Source organism: Pseudomonas sp. HLT2-19-2 (assembly GCF_054898005.1).
Map to the genome: position 1 here is coordinate 928,505 of NZ_CM142712.1, position 20,776 is coordinate 949,280.

A 20,776-nucleotide genomic window follows, 5' to 3' on the forward strand; every position below is an offset into this window, starting at 1 on the left:
CTGCACTGAATCGTATCCCGTCGACTCTCGAATCTCTCTGATTCACCCTTTTGGCAACCGTTTCCTACTGTTGTTGTGGGTTTGTTATTTGCCCAAGTATCAATTCTTATAATTGGACATACAACGAACGTGGGTTGTAAAGCGTGAATTATAAAACACTCGCACCTCGACGCAGTTGGGTTGAGTCTTATTTATAGGGTTGTGAGGCAAGCAGTTGATATAGGTTTTCCCTTGTTCTGACATTAATTGAATTCCTTGCGAGTTGATGGGTTGTGCAAGTTGACGTTATTTTTTGAATAACACGTTTGCTCAATTAAAAAGGATGTTCAATTGAAAAGTGCAGAGGCAGGAGGGCAGCTCGGTCGGGATTTTTCTAAATCTGTTGATAGAACCAAGTTAGAGTTCGTCATAACGCGCCAGTTAAATGCGGGATATCAAGGCAAGGCGCTGCGTTACTACGAAGGTGCTGTCACGGCCTCCAGTCTGTCCGAACAGCTGACGGCGGTCAGTTTGCTCAAGGAAATTATCGAATCAACTCCAGCCAATGCCTCGACGACCCAACTGCAACAACTTCGAGCCACTCTGGCGGATTACCATACTCGCTTGACCACCACCGTGGAGTTGTTGAGTACTGCCAAAGCCGTACCCAAAAAACTGCACTTTGTCTGGGTGGGAGGAGGTATGGGTGCAATCCAGGGTGATTACATCAATCTCTGGAAGCAGATGGCGGGGCCTGATGGGTACAGCCTTAATCTCTGGTACGACAGTGACGCGCTGCTGGCCCATGAAACCAATCGAGTCATCGTCGAATCGGCCAAGGCCCTGGGGGCCATGTCTATCCCTGAAGGGAAGGCAGATACCCCTGCTGCGCTGGCTGATCGTTATATCGAACGGGCGCGCGTACTGCGTCAGCAGATGCTCGAACATATCCAACAGGTCACTGGCGCGGGTGGAAGTGCCGACCAGGCGCGAATCGATCTTTTGGTGAGCGCCTATGGCCAGGATGAAGAGGCGCTCAAGGCACTCAAGTCACGCAATGTGCAGTCCCTGGAGGCGGTAGAACGCAACGGAATTTTGCTTCGCGACATCCGCACGCGGTTATCCGATCAACCGTTGTTCGATATTTATGAGCGCGAAATCTCCTTTCGCGCCAATTTGGCAGCGGCATCGGATATCACGCGTTTGCAGGTTGTGAATCTCGAAAGCGGTACCTACCTTGATGCGGATCTGCTGCCGTCCTTGCATAAAAAAATCGGTGGCGTGGACCTCACCGGTTTCGATGCCGAGGAGCGCATCGGCGTCATGCAGGTCTTGCTTGATCATAATCCGCAGATCCTTCCGAACCGCGGTTCGCACTATGCAGATCTACGTCACCAGATACCTGAGCAGTACAGAGAGGCGTTGGTAGACTTCGCCAAAAAAGTATCTTCAGTGCGGGATATTTTTGCACCGTTCGGTGACGTCATGGTTTCTGAAGGTGGGCTGCGTGTCGGCAACAAGAACAGTCCTGATCTGGCGGCAAATTCAATCGTCCCCTTCAACGGTCTTTCCAATGCATTGTTGAGCGGCCACGCAGGCTCTGCAGCGATTGCCGGGGTCATGGAAAAGATCCGCAAGAACTACGCGTTCCGTGACCGTGTGCTGGAGCAGGCACAGACAGCTTACCTATCGCTTCAGGATCACCAGGCGTTTACCGATCTGATTATTGGCGAGTGGGAGAAGCAGCACGGTCCGATATCAGGCTGGGAGGGAGAGCTGCATGCACTCAACAGCTTTTTACGAGCGGTCGCTGGCTACGATGCCGATGGCATCAAGTTCGGCGCCCAATCGGCCATTGCCATGAGCGGCCCATCGGCGGTGTCGAGCGGACTGAGTGATTTCGTCATTGATCATGGAGTTGCGGGTGCCCGCCAACCAGTCAGTGACAGGGTCAATCTGTTTGACGGTTTTAATCTGGCAACCGAAGAGGAGACCCACCACAGCTGGAAAGACAACGCCAGGACGGAAACTGCATGGTTCGAACTTGAAATAAAAAAGATCGAGGAAGGTGCCTACAACTCACGTTACAAGGGCAATGTAAATGAATTGCTTAAAGGTCAGACCCTTACTCTCGAGAAAGGCTGGCCCGTCATAGAAGGCCGGCCGGTGTTGATGACGGCTGTACTGCAACAGTTGATGGATGATCTGGGCGTGCCGTTGATCCAGGCGATGCGAAGCAAGATCAGCGGCGAGATGGTGCTCAACAAACCGTTGAACCTCAGCTTCGACCAACGCCAGCAGATCCTCGCCCAACCCGTCAGCGAACTCCCGCCGTCCTTCGGTGCAGAGCAAGCCGCGAACCTCAACGAGTTGTTCACCCGTCTCGAACACGGTTCGCTTCCTATCGAACAATTGAGCCCGCTGCAGCGCGTTGTGCTGGGCGGTCTGTTCGGCGCCCAGAGCCTCGATGCCACGGGTTTTGCCAACGCCTGGCAAGACGCGCTCAGGCTGGCCCGGGAAACCGCCGATGGCGGTGTGTTTGCCCGTTACGCGATGATCGAAAAAAACCTGCACCAACACAAGGCTGCGGCATTCGAAGCAGGTCTTGCGCAGGGTGGCGTCCCCGGCCTGCAAACGGCGCGGGAGCTGAAGGCACTCGCGCTGACCGAACCCCTGAGCTTGAACCAGTGGGGGCAGCGTATCGCGCAAGTCAACAGCACCGCGCAACGGGAATATCACACACAAATCCTCAAGCGTGCTGCACAGGTTCGTGAACAGTTTTTTCAGGCCGGCGCCCTTTCCGCGCGGCAGTTACCTCAGGATTTGTTGGCGCGCACACCGGGCGACCCGAGCCGTCGGTGCTACCCACTGACATTGCTCATGGCGGTGGCGCTGAGCAGGGGCGTGAGCGCCGAGCGAACGCTGGTCGGCCGAGTGGCCAGTGCCAGTCTGATGCCCGATGACGCCGATTCCCGGGTATTGATGCAGGCTCTGGATGAGTTGCTGGGCGTCGCCATGACCGACGCCGGAACGCCACTGGGAACCAACAGCCTGGAAAAAATCCTGCAGACGCTGGAAGCGAAAACCACCACGAGCGTGTTGCTGCTCGATACCGGCAATCATGCGTTGCTTCTGGCGAAAGTCGTCGTCGGCGACAGCAGTTTCTATCGTTTCTTTGATCCTAATTTCGCCGTGTATGGATTTGACCAGGTGCAGTCGCTGAAGGAGGGCATTCAGCGCTACTTGAGTCATGGCAACGCCGAATTGGCCAGGTTGTACGGCCTGTCTGCCACCCCGTCATTCAACGTCATCGAACTGAATCCCACGGTCATTGCCGACAGGATCCTGCCATCAGAAGTGCAGGTGGGCAGCTTGCTGAATGACGGACCGGTTGCGTCTGGTCAGACCGCCACAATATGGGAACGACAGGCTGTTCAGCGCACGCGCTCGCTGTCGGAAAACGCCCGGATGGGGGCCAGTCTGGCGCAACTGGACGGGCGTTTCTGGGCACGTGAGTTCAACGAGGCGACCAGCCGTTTGCGCAGCGAACATGAACTGGGGCGTGAATTCTTGCCATTGCTGGAGACGGTTCAGGGCAGTCCGGACTCGGGTTATACGCTGACATTGGCGAACGCCCGCAATCCACACGAAACCATCAAGGTCACGACAGCCGACTCGCGGTTTATCAAAGTCAAAAAACACATTCAACGTCTGGTGAAGACACTTGCAGGCAGTGGCAGTGGCCCGGTGGAAGCCGACGGTGGCAGCCGCTTGAGTGTTGCCTTCGTCATCCAGACCCTGATCACCGAAATGCGCAACCGTGAGTATCAGGCCGGGGAAGGGCAAATACCGGCATTGTCCGTCGCCCTCCAGGTTCAGGTGTATGTGAGTTATGCCCAGTTGGGCTATGGCGTGGTGAGCGATTCGGTGCAGATTATCAGTCTGGTTCGTCAGGTCGCCGCCAGTGAGCAGGCCCTGGCGATACGCCAGTCGTCGCTGTCCGGGCGGCTGTTGGGCCGTGCGTCCACGGGGGTAGGAGTCGGATTTTCCGTGGTGAACATTGGCTTCGACATCTATGGCCTGGCCGTAGCGAACAACCAGGAGCAACGTTCGCGGCTGGCCACGCAATTGGTGTTCGACGTGGCGGCGCTGGGGCTGGATGTCGTTGCACTGGCCGTGGGTGGAACCGTCGGCGCGGCAGCGGCCATCCTGTCGGTGCCGTTGCTGGGCGTGGGCATCGGTGTGACGGCCATCGCCAGCAACCTGGGGCAAATCAACGACAAGGCCAGGGCCGTGGGCGAGCATTTGCGCAATATCGTGGACGCTTACGGAGTCGCCGCTTACACGAGCAAGGACGGGGTCTTGCGCTTCGAACCGGAGGCGGTCATCACTCATCTGGACATGCCGAAAAAACGCATCGGGTTCGACAGCCAGAAATTTTACCCGATGGTACGCGGAGGCCTGGAACTGCCGCAGCCCGACACAAATCCCAGGCAGTTGCACCGGGCCATCGACATCCGCCAAGCATTGGAGCTGCCAGACTTCGTCGCGCTGGATCCCGGGATTTCACCGACCCGGACAGTGGTATTGCCGTGTACGCCGATTTGTTACTACGGCTATGAGTACCAACTGGGGTCGGCAGGATTCGATTATGTGCCGAAGGAAGGCGAGTCCGACGTCGAGGCGCCAGACCTTCCTTCGGGAACCTGGTACCCGAGCCTGCACAACAGCACGGTGAGCAAGCTGGAATATGACGAGGAAGGTGAGCGTCGTTTTTACTTCTTTGCCAATACCCCGTTCCCGCACATCCTCTACAAGCTCAACCCGGTCTACAAACCGACGAAGATAGCCGTGACCCTGGACGCTCATGTCCGGCAATTGTTGGTGCCAGAGTTGCCGAGGGAATGGAAAAACTGCATTTCCTACGTAATCAGCGCTCACTCGGGTCTCTATCAGCTCTGCCTGACTCCCGGAATCGTGGCGGTTGCCTTGAGGAACAGCACTCTCGGCGAGTCGGTCAGCTGGATGATTCGTGCACCATGGGTCAGTGAGAAACAGGTTACGTTGGAGAATACAATCCTGACCATCGACGGCGTCCAGGTCGAGGGTTTCGGAGTCTTGGAAGGGTTCCTCGAACTGGCGAACGGGGAGCTTTTTCGGTTCGACCAAGACCAGCAACATTGGGTGTTGCTGTCCGTCACACTGGACACCGGAACGAACGAGGCTGCACTGCCGGCTGCTCTGGCCCGGATTCGCGAGCGGGCGCACGAGAAGCGGCTGTCTTCTGCGTATGTGCCGCTGCACAACTACGAGATCCCGTTCAACGACCGATCCGCACCGGCGTACACCACCGGATACTACGATGTGGCGCAGGATCGGGTGCTCTACGCACGCAATCTCCCGGCTGCCGTCAACGACGGGATCCTTCTGGGTGGCGCCAGCGGTCAACACGCCTGGTTCTATCATCCAGACCATCCGACCCTCTGGCGTGTCGATGCGACCACCGGAACGGTCAACCATCGCTATCGCCTGATGAACCCACAAAGCGGTTCGACAATCAGCGGTTGCGAGCAGACCGCAGACGGGAAACTGCGCGTGGTGCAGAAAATGAAGAGGAAACGGACCTACGACTATACGTTGGAGTACCTGATCTCCGATCAGTCCCTGACGTTCGTTGGCATCAATACCTGGGGAACGTTCCGTCACGACCAATTTTTTGGCACCGACGTGGAGGACTGGAGGGATCCGATCGACGCATTCGGGCAGCCTTATTCCTATGCGGATGAGACACCCGGCATGGCTGCATCGATTGCCAACTGGACGTCCGCTCAATTCATTTGCGGGCGTATGTATCTGTGGGAGGAGTTCCAGTATTCGGTCTGGATTCGTCTGCATGACAACCAGTATTTTCGCGATGGCATAGGACTCACTCAGAGAATCATGCTGATGTGGGATCACGTCGATAATGACGCCATGCTTTTCTACGACAAGGAACGCAGCGTTCTCTTCCGTGGATTGAGGGATCTGGACGAGCCTTCCACGTTCCGTGACGAAATCATCGAGAGCGATGTTGTAGAGGTCTCATCTGCTGCCGGCCGCTACATCGCCACCAAGGCCGATGGCCGGCTGTTTGAAATCGAAGTGGACGGCGCACTGACGTTTGTCGGCGTCGGCCAACGCTGGCTCGAGCAGCATCCAGACTGGCTCACGGCGTTACCTGAGTTGGTGAAAGAACATTCGGGTGGGCCGATTCCGATTATTGGCCTGGCCATCGGTTCCGACAGTACCTTCCTCGCGGCGTGGTGCATCGACGGACAGCTTCTGCTGGCGGACATCGGTCATGGCAAAGAGCTGGCGTTGCTCGGGCTGACCCCCGACAGGCAAGCGGGCTGGCTGCTCGATGTTGCAGCAGGGCAGATATATCGCCAGGGGCTAATCGGGTTCGAAGCCGTTCGGCCGGCCTTTGCCAATGGCGCCCGCGTGCTGCATCCCGAGCACCTGCCGGTCGCGCAAAAAGTCTGGTCTGGCTGGTCGTTTGCCGAGGTGCTGACTGACGGGCAAGGGCTACGGGGGCGAACCCGTGAAGGCGTGAATCTGGAGTTGCTGGACGACCAGCCTGCCCGGATCGTGAGCGTGGAAAATCAATGGTCTTCCGTTCACGGTGAGACGACTGAACAGTTGCAGGTGCGTTTGAAAGCACTGATGTCGGGAAATGCCCATGCCTCGGTTCTGCAAGTCGAAAGCTTTCCGGATCGCTACAAGTATTTTGTACCCGAGCTGAACCGTGTATTCGAAGTCTCTGGGCGAGCCGACGGACAGTGGGCGGTGTTCCTTGGAACCCGAAACGAATCGGTGCCGATGCTGTTCGACCCGGCGGACGGCTTGATTTTCGACCGCGGTACAACAAATGGCATCTGGTTGACGGGCAGTCATGCCAGCAGGGAGGGTGAGGTACTGGTGCTTGAGACGACCGCTGAGGTCACTGACCTGTTGTCTCTGGTTCCGGATGGCGTCGACAAATTGATTCTGGCCTTCGGTTCGCAGGTGCAGACCTATTGCGTGTCCGAGCAGACCTGGCAGCGGCTGGACTGCATTGTCATCGATAACCGGCCTCCTCAGGAGGATCAACTGGCGACCGTGTGTACGCTCGCCCTGGACATGGCCGACAACCAGCGTTTGTTGCTTTGTGTGGCTGAGGGGCATCTGGTGGTTACCGATCCGGACAACGCTCATAGCCTGATAGTGCGTGATGCGGATCCGCAGGATGGAGAATCAAGGATGCCATTGGAGGTCAGCATCAAGCTCCAGGGGCATGACCACAGATTTGGCCTTGAACGATTGCTGGAGATGTTGAGGGACACCCAGGGCGATGCGGGGTATGTCGTGTTGGGTGAAATGATCAAGAAAGCCGCAGGCTCTCAATAGGCCGGCTCTTTCGGACTGCGGGTCTTTTTATCGTATTGATGCACGATCAAGCAAAACAAACTTTTTAGTTTGCGTTTTATTAATCATGTTTTTAGTGATGTCTTTGCCATGAGTGAAAGGGTCGCTGGGCTCCACGTCCGGCGGCGGTGTTTTTATGTGTCTGCTTGTTGGCATATTCATTAAATAGAATAAATCCAGGAGTGTATTTTCCATGCAGGACGCGAAAGTTAAAAGCAGTGGCGGCTATGTCAAGTTCGTCAGTCTTTTCAAGTTGTCTGATCTTGAGCAAGCGCTGTTGCCGTACAAGAATAGCGAGCAATACGATGCGGTGATCCGTTATTACTTTGCCTGTATCGGCTTGCTGGAGTCGCCCAGATTACTCGAGCCGTTGGGGCTCTTAAAACAGACGCTGGTACAGTTACTGGACAACCATCGCGTGAAGCGCAGCCTCCAAGCGCAGACGTCTCGCGTTGCTGATGCCGTGGATTTGTCGCAGATATATGACAGAGTCGAACATTATGAATCGCGTCTTCAGTTCAGTGTCGAGCAGATGAAAGTGGTGGCAACGGAAGTTCCCAAGACGTTGCACTTTGTCTGGCTCGGCGGAGGTCTTGGCGTCATTCAACGCGATTACCTCAATGTGTGGAAACAGGCGTTGGCCGAGCATGGCTACACCCTTAATCTCTGGTTTGACAGCGATGCGCTGCTGGCCTGGCAAACCAACAAACTGATTGTTGACGCCGCCAAGGCAGATGCCCTGTTGCAGGTCGCGGATAAGAGCATCTCCGAAGATGAGCTGGCTACCCTGTACGAGCAGCGCGCCATTGTTCTGAAACAACAGATGTATGCGCACATCAATACGGCGGTGGCGAAAGGGGGATCCGCCGATGACGCCCGGATGGATTTGCTGAGCCGAGCCTACGGTCAGAATGCGGCGGAGCTGCAAGCGTTGAAGGAAGGCAATCATCGCAGCGTGCTGGAGATGGCCGAGGGTGGCTTCCAGTTGCGTGATCTCGATGCTGGCGCAGTATCGCTGCAACTGCGGGACATCTACGATCGGGAGATGCGTTTGCGCGGCAATCTGGCGGCGGCATCCGATGTGGTGCGCGCCGAAGTCTTGTATGCCGAAGGTGGCAGTTATACCGATGTCGACCACCTTCCACCGTTGTCAAAAACCCTGGGCGCAGTCGACATCAGCGGTCTGGCCCCCGATGCACGTCTGGGAATTCTGCAGTTGTTGCTGAACAACAATCCTGAATGGATGCCTGGACGTCAGGCATCCTCAAGGTATTACGAGAGCATTCCTCCTGAACATGTGCCGACACTGGAGGCTTTTGCGCAAAAACGGCCAAGCCTGAGTGAGGTGTTCCAGGCCCCAGCGGATCAGCTGGCTCGACCTTTCATGCTGCGCGCACTACCCAAAGACACTACGTTAACCAATGCATTTCTGATGGCACATCCCGGCTCGGCGGTATTGAAAACCGTGATCGAAAGGTTCCGTTTCAACTATGGAGTGATTGATGCGTCGACTCGGCTGGCCGCGCAGCGAGGTGTTGCATTGAGCGATTTTGACCTCATGGCGCCGCTGGCGCAGGACGTGCTGGAGAAAACCTATGGGCCGCTGATTGGGCTGCAAATGGAAGAAGAAATAACCGCAGCCTTTCTGGCGAGTGCTGTGGCGTCCTACTTCCGCGACGGCATTCGCCTTCAGAGCGAAGGAACAATCTATCTGACCGGCCCGGGTGCCTTACGTGACGGCATGACCGATTACGCCAAAGCGCACTTGACACCCTCGGTTGCCGTGGCTGTACGCGAAGAGGCAGCCATTGCGGCGCACTCGACGGTCAACCGCGATACCGAAGAGGAGTTGGACCACTCCTGGAAGGACAATGAAACCGACGGGGTGAAGTGGGTCAGCGACGAGCAGCAACGTTGGCGCGAAGGCCGATACACGACCCGTTACAAGGGCGATCTCGCGCAACTTCTTCAGTCTTCGACGATTGAGTTCGAACAAGGCTGGCCTTTGATCGAAGGACGAGCGGTGCTGCTGACCGACGTGTTGCAGCGATTGGTCGACGGACTTGGTGAGCCGTTCATCGAGGCGATGAGGCAGGGACACAATGGCGCAATCCGCTTCGAGGAACCGCTGCCGCTGAGTTTTGATGATCGCCAGGCAATCAAGAGCCAGGCTTCCGAGGCGCTTACTCCAGCCTTCCTGAGCGATGAAAAAGTTCGAAACCAAGGGGTGGATGAAGTGCTGAGCGACATCGCCAGTGGCTCCCGTCATTTCATTGATGCAAGCCCTTTGCAGAGGCTGTCGCTGGGCGTGTTGTTGGGGCTGGATTCACTGCATAACCAGCGCTTTAACGAGTCCATCAGCGAGCTGGAAAACCTGGCCAACAGCGTTGCCGAACAGGGCGCTTCCGGCCGTTACGCCGTCATTGAACGACAACTGTACAAGCGTAAGGCTGCAGGGTTCATGGCCGGCCTGGCCAGCGATCTGGATCAGGAGCCGATGTTGTCCGACAGCGCGCTGGAACTGAAAAAAGCCACCTTGAAACAGACGTCGACGCTGTTTCAGTGGGGCCGTCGTGTGGCGCGGATCCAGCAAGTGGCCACCCTTGAACATCGCATCCAGCTCGGCGAACGGTTGGCGCAGGTACTCGATGATTTCGAGGCCAGCAGCGTTCAACTGGTTCCCCAGGATCTGCTGCTGCATAGCGGTGGCGAGGCGATTGGTGGGCGTTGTTATCCGCTGGCGCTGGCGATGAGCGCGGCCCTTGTGCAGGATAATATGGCCTCCAGACGCTTGCGCGAGCGTTTCTTTCTGGCGGTGATCGAACCCGGGCAAGGCGACTCGGCAGCCTTTGTGCAAGCGCTGGAAGAGCTGCGGGACGTGCAACTGAGTGAGGTCGGGACGCCGCTTGAACGCGCGGATCTGGATCAGGTCACTGCCGCACTTGAGAAACACGCTGGCACCCGTACGCTGCTGCTCAACTCTGATAATCATTCGATGCTGGTGGCCAAGACCGTCAACGCAGGACTCGCCACTTATCATTTTTATGACCCCAACTTCGGTCTGTGCGAATTCGAGCATCCGGCCATGTTCAAGCGGGCACTGGAGCACTTCTTCCAGAAACTGGGCATGGCCCGCTATTACGCTGCCTATGGTTCTGAAGCCCGGCCGGTGTTTGATCTGATCGAATTGCAGGGTGAAAAGGTAGCCGCCTTGAAACTGTCTGCCGGATTCGAGGTGGCGCATCTGCTCAAGCCCGAACCTTTGCCGGGAAAACCGGCGTATGCGATTCGCCAGCGTTTGAACAGTGCCCATGGGAAATCGCTGGTCGACAATTCGCACCTGGGCAGCAGTTTGCTGGCGCTGGACAGCCATTGGTGGGGACAGCAGATCGCGCACGCAACTGTCGGTTTGCAGGATTTGCATGACTCGACAACGCCGCTGGTGCCGTTGTTCGAAACGCTGGAGATCACGCCCGAGGGCAACTACCGGTTGAGTCTGATCAATCCGTCAGACCCGCAACACGTGATTCAAGTGCTCAGTGACGATCACCGGCTGTTGCGGATCAAGAACTGGCTGTCGGAACAGTTTTCGACCCTGGCGCGCAAACCGGTCGAGACGGGCGGCGTCCTCGATTCGACCGAAGCCGGCAGTGTCCACACCCTTAACGCAGGCTTCACCATCCAGGCGTTGATGAACGCCTTGCGAGGGCGGGAAGGGGATGACCGGACATTGACCACCGCCGTGCGCCTGCACGCGTACGTTAACTATGCCCAGTTAGTGCATGGCAATGTCGTGGATGTGGTGGGCCTTGTGCAGTTGGTTCGCACCGCGCTCGGCGAAGAAAAGATCATCGCCCGCACGTGCGCTCCGGTAGTCGGTGAGGCCCTGGGGCATGCAGCCAATGAAGGTGTCGGCGCCGTGTTGGGGCTGGCCAATGTTGGCTTTGATGTCTATCAGTTGACGACGGCGCAAACCGAAGTCGAGATAGCTCAGTTCGGCACTCAGCTGACATTCGATTCCGCCAGCCTGGTGTTAACGGCGGGCGGCATCGGTGCCGGGCTGGTCGGCGCATCGACCGCCGCGGCGGTGCTCGGTGGCGCTGGAGTGATTCTCGGTGGACTGGCCATTGGTGTGGCGGCACTGGCCCAAGGATTTGCCAATATCGCGCGCGAGGCGCAGGAGGTCGGGAAGTTTTTCGACGACATGGAGCGGGCCTATCGCGGGGGCGGCTACCGTTACGATGACGCTCTGGCCGCGTGGGTTGCGCAGCCCTCACTGATCGTAAAAAGCATCGACTTGAATGCCGGGAAGGTGATGCTCGACAGTCCAAAGCTGTATCCCCTGCGCGATCATTTCGGCGTGCCGGACTTCGACCCCGATTACGCACGGGCGATCGATATCCGCCGACAACTGAGACTGCCCGCACAGATCGGATTTTCACCGCCAGGCGGACAAACTATCGTGCTGCCGTGTACGCCGCAAACCTGTTACGGCTATGAGTACAAGGCTCTGCCCTTTGCCACCTCACGTCACGATCGCGGTTTCGATACGGCCCGGCGCCTGGAGAAAAAGCAATCGGACGGCCAGTGGCTGTTTCTGTTTTCGTTCTATTCCTTTCCTTCTCATTACATTATTAATCGCCTGACTCCGGTGTATCGCGAAACGCTCATCGAGGTGCAACTGGATGCGGTGGAACGTGCACTGGTGATCCCCGTTTTGCCGAAAGTCTGGCACGGTAAATTGTCCTATCAGCTGACAGGTGCAGACGCCTCCTGTTCAGTGACGCTCAATCCCTGGGCAAACATCAGCCTCGTCTCACCAAGCCTAAAGCGTTGCCGCTGGGTGTTGCAGGCAAGCTGGGCCAGTGAACGTGATATCCGTATCGAGTCTTCGGGCGAACTGTACGTAGGCAGCGTCCACGTGACGTTTTCCGGCAAAGGTCTCCACGAGGTGCTGATCAAGACGGCTGACCAACTGCTCAACGTCAATCGCGGTAAAGGACAGTTGGAGTTTCTCGAACAGACGGCGCCAGACGGACTCGATGAACAGGCATTGCTGGAACACTACAAGAGCCTCGTGCGGGAGCATCGACTGGTGCTGCCGTACACACCGGTCCATCACTATCTGATCCCGTTCGAGGATCCGCAGGAACCGCGTTACACCACGGCCTGTTATGACTCCCTCGAAGATCGCTTCCTCTATGTCCGCAACGAGGATGTGCTTGCCATCAACGAGCCGCAGCTATCGGTGGTAGTCAATGGATTTGCATATTTTTACGACCCGGAGGGTTTCGTGATCTGGCAAGTCGATGCCGCCACAGGCTTGCTCAAGACTCGGTATCGTTTATTGCCTCTGGAGGGCAAGTGCACCATTCGCGGTGTCGAAGCGGATGCCCAAGGTGTAATTCATGTCGTGCAGGAATTGGTTGTGGGCAATCAAGCCGCCAGGCAATACCGGTACCTGATACATGAAGGGCGAATTTTGTTGAGTTCGGTTACATACGACATTGCGCGGGAACTACAGGCACTGGTATTTGCCAGCGATACACTGGCCGACTGGTCATCGGTGCTTGGCAAGTATTCGCCGTGGAGAGCTTCCCCAGATCGAAACGGTGTGACAACGGTCGACTGGCAGCCGGCAGCTTACGTTTCGATCTGTTGGAAGTGGGAGCCGACAGTCCGAGACATGGTGTGGGTTCGCAGCCGCGACCGACTCCTCATCTATCCGCAGCCTGGCCCGAAACGTGTTCGAGGTTGGGCCGACTCGATCAAGAACCTGAACGATCTGATGCTGTTGTCGATGGCCGACGACAGTGATGTGTTCGTCATTTACGACCGACTCGGCCAGAAACTATGTCGTCTGCAATGGATCGTGAAAGAGGGCAAACGGCAATGGACGCATCGATGGGTATCGCTCGCTGGCCTCAATCAGGTCGTGGCCATCGAGGGCGGCTATGTGGCACTCGATGCAAACGGGCTGTTTTTCAACCTGACCTCGCAAGGCGAGGTGCAACTGGGTGGCTTGAGCGAGCAGTGGCTCAAGGATCGTGCTCAATGGTGGCGGGCGCTGGAGCCGATTGCCGAGCAATATCCGGACAAGGATTTTGCGATTGTCGGTGTGCGCAATTTCACCGGTAGCGGCAACTTGTGCGCCTGGTACGTGAATAACCGTTTGGTGCTATGCGATCCAGGACTCGACAAGGAAGTTCGCTTGCTCGGCGTAACCCCGGACAATCAAGCGGTCTGGCTGTTTGATCTATCGAACGGTGAGATCTGGACCCAGAATTTCATCGATCCGCAGCAACTCGATGAGGCATTTGGCGCCGGCTCGCAATTGTTACTGAGCGACAGCCTGCCGGCTTATCAGCGGGAGTGGGAGGACTGGCGGTTCGCCGACGTGACGATTGAGGCCGCCGGATTACGCGGGATAACCGTTGACGGCGTATCACTGGAGCTTCGTTATCAGGAGACGGAGATCATCACTGGGGTCAGCCACGATTGGGTGAGCGTGCACGGCGAACACTTGATCAAAGATCTCCAGTTGTTACTGGAAGCGGCGGAACATCCTGAGTTTGTGTCTGTGGAGTCCGAACCTGGCAGCTTGCAATGGTATGACGTACAAAGTGCCCGGCTGATCCGGATTGCTGGTAAAAACCTGCCCCGGGATTTTGCGCTGCTCGGCACTCAAGATCAGGTCAACGTGTTGCTGCATGAGCGCCAGGATGGACGGGTGCATATCTATCCGGACATGCGAAGCATCGGGCCGTTCGATTATGTTCAGCGCAACGGCGAAGTGCTGGTCGTCGAAGGGCAGACGGCCCAGCGCGATCTCTTGCCGCTGATTCCCGATGACGTCAATACGTTGATTCTGCGATTGGGGCAGGGCGCGGTGACGTGTCACCTGACGAAGGCAGTCTGGCGGAAACTGCACTCGGTCGTCGTCGACTGTCGACATGCGCTGGATGAAATACCCGCCATTCCAGGCAAATTGATCTGGGCATTCGATGAGCCTGAAAAGCTGTTGTTCGAGATTGTCCAGGAGCATCTGGTCATCGTTGACCCGGACAGCGAACACTGCATGATCTTCCGTGATGTGTGTTCCACCGACCCGGCCTTGCGCGGTGAGGTATTCCTCGCGTTTAAAGCATTGCATTCACATCCGATATCGATGTTCGTGGCGCGGTTACGGGGCAGAAAAGGCAAGGTTGGCAGTGCAACCCTGCGAGAGCTGCTGACGGAATCGGCAGTCGCAGGGTAAGCGGCCGCCACTCAGGGCACCAGATACCCCTTCACCCCGGTAAAAATGATCTGCGCCGCAAGGGCGCAGACAAGCAGGCTCATGGAGTTTCAAAGGGACTCAATGAATGAGTTCTTTTTTCTCAAGGAAAATCGCGCCATACGGTACCTATCAATTAACAGTTTGAGTTGTGCTCTGTTATGCCCGAGTTTTTCTCGATTTAACATTAGATGTACAGTTCGACGAATGATCTTTGCTGATCGATCTTCCCAGCTCCAGAATAAAAAATTACCGTTTTTTGTTTCGGAAAACAACTGCACTTGAATGATTGTTATAAGAAGGTTGCCTTGTGAGTCATACTTGGCTGGTATAACTTGTAATGTTTGCCCTTCCCCTGTTTCATCACCCAACGACAGTATTGCTGGGTTGTTGGACTTCAAGGAGTCGAACGTGTCAATCATTGCATTTTTTTCAACAGGGTCCTTGAACATCCATACAATATAGTCTGCTAAAGACATGGTTACGTCGTTATGTTTAAGTTCCTTGATTTCACTATTTACGGTCCAGCCCAAGTAATCCATTGTTTCCAGGTATTCTAAAAACCAGCTATTTGAGTCGGCATAACGGTAGTAACCGAGGTCGGCCGATTTGGTTGCAATGTTCTGGCTGTCTGCCAAGTCGTTGTGGTCGCTCAAGGACATTGTTTCAACATAGGAAGCCAGAGTCGGGCCGGTTACCAGCCCGGAGAGTAGTTCATTCATGGGTGATGTCTCGTCAGAGTTGATGTTGAATTTTTTTGTTTGTGCGAGGTTGCATTTTGGGTTGTATGAATACAACTGTTGGCGAAAATTTAAAAGTCATTAGGTTTTTTAGTATGTGTCTGATTTTTTGTTCGGTTATATGTGAAGTTGTTTTGCCTTTACATATTCAGTAATCAGTGGGGAGTGTTGTATGAGGAAGTGATGAGTTAGATTGGCGTTAATCCGCAGGAGCGGTCAATTGGATAAAAAAGGAATAGTTATGAAAGATTTTGAGAGTGTAATTAGCGTTGCGCAAAGCGTTGAGTTGATAAAAGCCCGCGTTAACAAGCGTAAGCCGCTGGCGTCCGTTGGCCCTCGTCCGCGTGCGTTGGCCGTACAGCACGATGACAGCCCGACAAAGAAACTCGATGCGGTGATGCTGGGCGATGCGCTAGTTGGTTATGGTAAGGGTATGTCGCTTAGCAATATGGCAATGATGGAAAACTTGATGACAATGGCCATTATGGAGGCTACTTACGAGGTGCCCAAGGGGAAGAATACTCAGCCATGGTATGAGGAATTTGTCCGATGCTTAATGGATCTTGGATGTTTCATTGCCGAGGATGGTTACACTCGGTACTCCGAGAGTTCTTTGCGCGTCAATATGGACTATGTGATTAAAGATATCGTTAAAGGAATATTGGACGGTGTGAAGGCCAGTGTGCCAGCTGCGGCTGTGCTCGGTGGAGTAATAGAATCCACAATTGGTGGCTTGAGGGATGATGAGAAAACCTTGAATCTTTTCAATCGCGAGGTAAAAATACCCGAAGGTGCACGACTGTCTGTCATTCCATGCGAGCAGTTGGAGAACGGTGTTCTAATCGCCTCGACTGCGTCAATAAAACAGGCAGGGTCTTCGCACAACGGCGGGGTTCTCTTTGTAAACTGGCAGTCTTCTGCATTGGAAATTTTTCGAGGCAAGTCGTTCGTCACCTTTAATCCTGCTCGTTATGAAGAGTTTCGAAGTGACATTGAACAATATCTTGGCGAGCATCGGAAGGAAGTTCTGAAGCAAAGGTTTAGTCGTCGTAGGTCTTAAAATTGCTGAAAGAGAAAAGCGCTGGCTTTTTTGGGGAGAGTTGAATAATGGAATATTCAGTTTATATAAGTACATGCAGTATTTTATTACTGTCCCGATCATTGTCAGAGTCTTTACGGCAGAGCGTGCAGGATTCGACTCTTTTTTCCCAGCTTTGCGCAGACGAGGACTTTTTCGACAACTCGGTGACTGTGGAGTGGCACGAAGTTTTCAAGGAGTCTTTGGAGTCTTGTGGCTGGAGTTTGTACGAACAACAGGAAATGTCGTTACCTGCTGACGGCGAGCGATTCACGCTGACAAATATTCTGTTCGGCGTTTTTGGGGATCACCTTTCAGGTGCGCAGAAAAGTTGTCTGGATGTCGCTTCCAAGCTACTTGCTGCGTTGCCAGAAAGTACACCACTTGCCAGGATATTCCGTGAGCATACGGTGATGAAAGGGCAAACTCCTATCAAGATGCAATTAGGCATCGTTGACAAAGAGGGACTTCTTAAAGTTACTACGGTGCTTTTCGAGACCGTTGAGGACGTGGGGGCGAACCTCATTGATCATGTTTTCGATCCAACCCAAGTGCAGGGGGGCGTGAAAACCGGTTTTGTTATAGCTCGATTTAACATCAAGAGCTATGAGGAGAATGCAGAGAACGTTGTGCAGTGGCTCGGTTCGCAACGGCAATCCCACTCCGGCCGTCTCGATCAGCCGTAAGGATGACGACCTCATTCGGGGGCGTCTCCCTTTACTACCCAGTATCCCGAAGATGTTTCATATACGGGATACTGGGTCATTGATCGTTTGGAAGAGGCGAGTGGGTGTGGCTTAGGGCGCCAGATACCCCTTCACTCCGGTGAAAATAATCTGCGCCGCCAACGCACACACAAACAGTCCCATCAACCGGCTGACGATCTGCAAGCCCTGGTCACCGAGAATGCGCTCGATGCGGTTGGACAGATAAAGGACCACGCCGACGGTGAAACTGGCTAGGGCAATACTGAGAATGGCCGTGAGTTTGTCGTCCCAATGAGGCTGACTCACGCCCATCACCAGTAGCGCACCGATGGTGCCGGGGCCGACCGTCAGGGGAATCGTCAGCGGGACGATGGTCACGTCCTGCTGCACATTGTCTGTCTGCACCGCCGACTTGCCTTGGGCCATGCCCAGCGCCGAGATGAACAACACACTGCCGGCACCGATGCGGAACGCGTCCACGGTGATGCCGAAAACACTGAATATCACCCGCCCGAACAGGTACAGCAAGACGCTGGAGACCAGCGTGGCTGTCGCCACTTTCCAGGCCAGCCGACGTTGTTCCTTGCGCGAATAACCACGGGTCAGACTGATGAAGCAGGACAACACGAAGAACGGGCTGTAAAGCACCAGCATCTTCAGGTAAACGCTGAACAACACATGGAGCATGGTGCAAGCTCACTGGCGAGGGAAGTCGAGGGGAGTCTATCAGGCGCTGCGGGGTCTGTCGGCTCAGGACGTTTGAGTCGCTGCCCGGATCTGCTGATCACGCTGGGCCACCCAATGCTCGATCAGGTCGCGCAGTTGCGACAGCTCGACCGGTTTGGCCATGTGCCCGTCCATGCCTGCCTGGCGCGCACGTTCTTTGTGCTCGGCGAGAATGTGTGCGGTCAGCGCCACCACCGGCGTGCGAATCCGCTGATTACCGACTTCCCAGGCCCGCAATTGCTGAGTCGCGGAAAAGCCGTCGAGGATCGGCATTTCGCAGTCCATCAGGACCAGGTCATAGCGCTGGGCTTTCATCGCCTGCAAGGCTTCTTCGCCATTGCTGGCAGTGTCCGGTTGCAGGTTGAGCTTACCCAGCATGCCGCGAATCACCTTGGTCGAAATGCTGTTGTCTTCGGCCACCAGGATGCGGAAATCGCTTGGCACTTTCACCGGTAAAGTGGGGCCGATGGTCAGGTGCTGCGAGATGGAAAGGCCCTTGTTTCGTTGGTTCAGCTCATCGGCCAACGTCGTCTTGAGGGTGTAGCCGGCCACCGGTTTGGCGAGGATGCGTTTGATCCCGGAGTTGCGCGCGATGATCTTGCTGGGCGCATTGCTGATGCCGGTGAGCATGATCAGCAGGATGTCGTGGTTCAGGCTCGGGTCTTCCTTGATCTTGGCGGCCAATTGCATGCCGGTCATGCCGGGCATGTTCTGGTCCAGCAGGACCACGTCGAAATAATCACGCAAGTGGGCTTTGGTGCGCAGCAGCGCCAGCGCTTCCTTGCCGGACGGTACGGCGCTCACATTCAGCCCCCAGGCGCTGCATTGTTGCACCAGCACTTTGCGGCAGGTGTCGTTGTCGTCCACCACCAACACCCGTGCACCCTGCAGTGGACCATCGAGGTCGGACGTCGGGTGTTCGAGGCGGTCAGGGTCCAGCGGCAGGGTCAGCCACAAGGTGCTGCCCTGGTTGGCGCCGCTCTTGATGCCGAACTCTCCTTGCATCAAGCGAATCAGCTGACGGGCGATCACCAGCCCCAGATTGCCTCCCAGGCGGGAGGCCGAGAGGAAGTGCTTGCTGTGCAGTTCGGCGTGCATCAATGCGTCGCGCTCTTCGGCGTTCATCGGCTCACCGCTGTCCTGCACGGCAATGCGCAAGCGCGGTTTGGCACTGCGCTCATCGAGCGCGACGACGATCAGGATCTCGCCCTCGTCGGTTTTCTTCAGGGCGTTTTCCAGCAGGCTCAGCAGAGTCTGGCGCAGGCGTGTCGGATCACCGCTGATGACGCGCGGTACCTGCGGCTGGATAAAGCTGATCAACTCGACATTCTGCTGTTCGGCTTTGGCGCGGAAGATACTCAGGCAGTCTTCGATCAGCGCGTTGAGATCGAACTGCACATCGTCCAGTTCGATCTGCCCGGATTCGAGCTTGGAGATGTCGAGAATCTCGTTGATCAGTGTCAGCAGTTCGTTGCCGGCACTGTGGATGGTCTGCACATAGTCGCGCTGCTTGACCGAGAGCGGCGTGCCCAGCAGCAGCTCGGTCATGCCCAGCACGCCATTCATGGGGGTGCGAATTTCGTGGCTGATTTTTGCCAGGAATTCGGCCTTGGCGTTGATCTCGGCATTGCTGGCGGCCAGGTCGCGGCTGACGCTGAAACGGTCTTCGGTGATGCTGCGCTGACGTTCACTCAAGGCAATGCTCATCAACAGGCCACTGATGCAGATGACCACCAGCAAAGTGATGATCAGACCTTGAGGCTCCACCAGAGTCAGCCCCAGCAGAGCGGGCAGGATAATCAGCGTACCGGCGTTGAACACCACCATTGCCGCCACGAAAAGACGTGCCGGACGATAGCCTTTTTGCCAATGGTAGGCGCTGACGAACAACATGGTCAGGCCCGCGAGGGCGACTAGCGCGTATGTGATGATGTTTAGCGGCAGCGTATTGACGAACAACAGCAGCAAGCCGCAGACACTGATGAACAGGATGTCGCCCAGCAGCAGCTTGTTCAGCGGGTGCGGGCCAAGCGGGGCAAAGAAGCGATAAGCGAACATAAGACCGCAGGGCGCTGTCAGCAGCAGCGCGAGGTAAGCCCCCGGCGTCTGGACCGCATGCCAGTCCGGCAACCAGGGTCCGGCTACATTCAGCAACAGGACCAGGCTGAGCATCAACAGCCCTTCGCAGCCAGCCAGCCAGAGACTGCTGCGCGAGCGGGTGTAGGCATAACGAATGACGTTGTGCAGGATCAGCATCGCGATACAGCCAAGCAACAGACCGTAGATCAGCGTCTGATTCTGATTGGCTGCGGTCAAGACCGCCGACTGCAGGGTGATGTGCGGCCGCAACTGATGGTCGGAGACCAGTCGCAGGTAAACGTCGAGGCTTTTTTCGCTTTGCGGCAGCGGCAACATGAAGTCACTGCTGGGCAATGGCCTTTCAGCCTGGGGCTGTCCGGTACCGGTGTTCAATTGCTCGATCAGCGTGTCGCCGTCCAGCACATAGAGATTGAGGTGCGACAGGTCGGGAGCGAACACCCGCAGCAACTGTTCGTGCTTGCCGGGCGCGAGTCGAAAACGCAGCCATAAAGCGCCATCGGGCTCGGCGGCGGTGAGGCGGTCGAGTTCAATGGGGCTGAATTGATTGGTGTAGCGAGCGGAACGGATGTCGCTGAGCTGCAGGTCGCCCTGTTCGTCGAGCAATACCGCCCAGCCACTGCCTTGCGCGGCTTGGGCCGGGAGCATGCAGAGCAAGGTCAGCAGAGTGACGGTGAAACCTATGGCAATCCTGAGCCAGCGCACGGCGAAATCCCTTCGTAGGTTGATG

Annotated in this window: 7 protein-coding genes and 1 pseudogene; 4 read left to right on the forward strand and 4 right to left on the reverse strand. The window is 56.0% G+C overall.

The annotated features are described in order from the left end of the window. Positions 1-330 precede the first annotated feature (330 nt). Both ACYZTU_RS04290 and ACYZTU_RS04295 read left to right on the forward strand, forming a co-directional pair. The gene (locus ACYZTU_RS04290; RefSeq protein WP_461968271.1) at positions 331-7,404 is read left to right on the forward strand and encodes a TcdA/TcdB pore-forming domain-containing protein; all 7,074 of its coding nucleotides are present in this window, start codon (positions 331-333) and stop codon (positions 7,402-7,404) included. A 211-nt stretch (positions 7,405-7,615) separates the two neighbouring features. After that, entirely contained in the window at positions 7,616-14,680 is a 7,065-nt protein-coding gene (locus ACYZTU_RS04295) for a TcdA/TcdB pore-forming domain-containing protein (protein ID WP_461968272.1), read from the forward strand. 11 nt (positions 14,681-14,691) lie between these two features. Here the strand turns inward: ACYZTU_RS04295 and ACYZTU_RS04300 are convergent. Further along, positions 14,692-14,763 (reverse strand): annotated as a pseudogene (locus ACYZTU_RS04300) (MarC family protein); the annotation flags it as partial. Between the two features lie 6 nt (positions 14,764-14,769). Continuing rightward, positions 14,770-15,420 carry a hypothetical protein gene (locus tag ACYZTU_RS04305; protein WP_461968274.1) on the reverse strand — a complete coding sequence of 217 codons (651 nt, stop codon included), beginning with the start codon at positions 15,418-15,420 and terminating at the stop codon, positions 14,770-14,772. A gap of 238 nt (positions 15,421-15,658) precedes the next feature. Here ACYZTU_RS04305 and ACYZTU_RS04310 point away from each other — a divergent pair, with 238 nt between their 5' ends. Both ACYZTU_RS04310 and ACYZTU_RS04315 read left to right on the forward strand, forming a co-directional pair. Further along, complete coding sequence (locus tag ACYZTU_RS04310; protein WP_461968276.1) at positions 15,659-16,498, forward strand: hypothetical protein; 840 nt, start codon at positions 15,659-15,661, stop codon at positions 16,496-16,498. A 47-nt stretch (positions 16,499-16,545) separates the two neighbouring features. Then, positions 16,546-17,202: a hypothetical protein gene (locus ACYZTU_RS04315; protein ID WP_461968278.1), complete on the forward strand. Its 657-nt coding sequence runs from the start codon at positions 16,546-16,548 to the stop codon at positions 17,200-17,202. A 111-nt stretch (positions 17,203-17,313) separates the two neighbouring features. Here ACYZTU_RS04315 and ACYZTU_RS04320 read toward each other — a convergent pair whose 3' ends face one another. Both ACYZTU_RS04320 and ACYZTU_RS04325 read right to left on the reverse strand, forming a co-directional pair. Then, a complete protein-coding gene (locus ACYZTU_RS04320) occupies positions 17,314-17,910 on the reverse strand; it encodes a MarC family protein (protein ID WP_461968280.1) in 597 nt (198 codons plus the stop codon). 63 nt (positions 17,911-17,973) lie between these two features. Then, a complete protein-coding gene (locus tag ACYZTU_RS04325; protein ID WP_461968282.1) occupies positions 17,974-20,751 on the reverse strand; it encodes a hybrid sensor histidine kinase/response regulator in 2,778 nt (925 codons plus the stop codon). Positions 20,752-20,776: the final 25 nt, after the last annotated feature.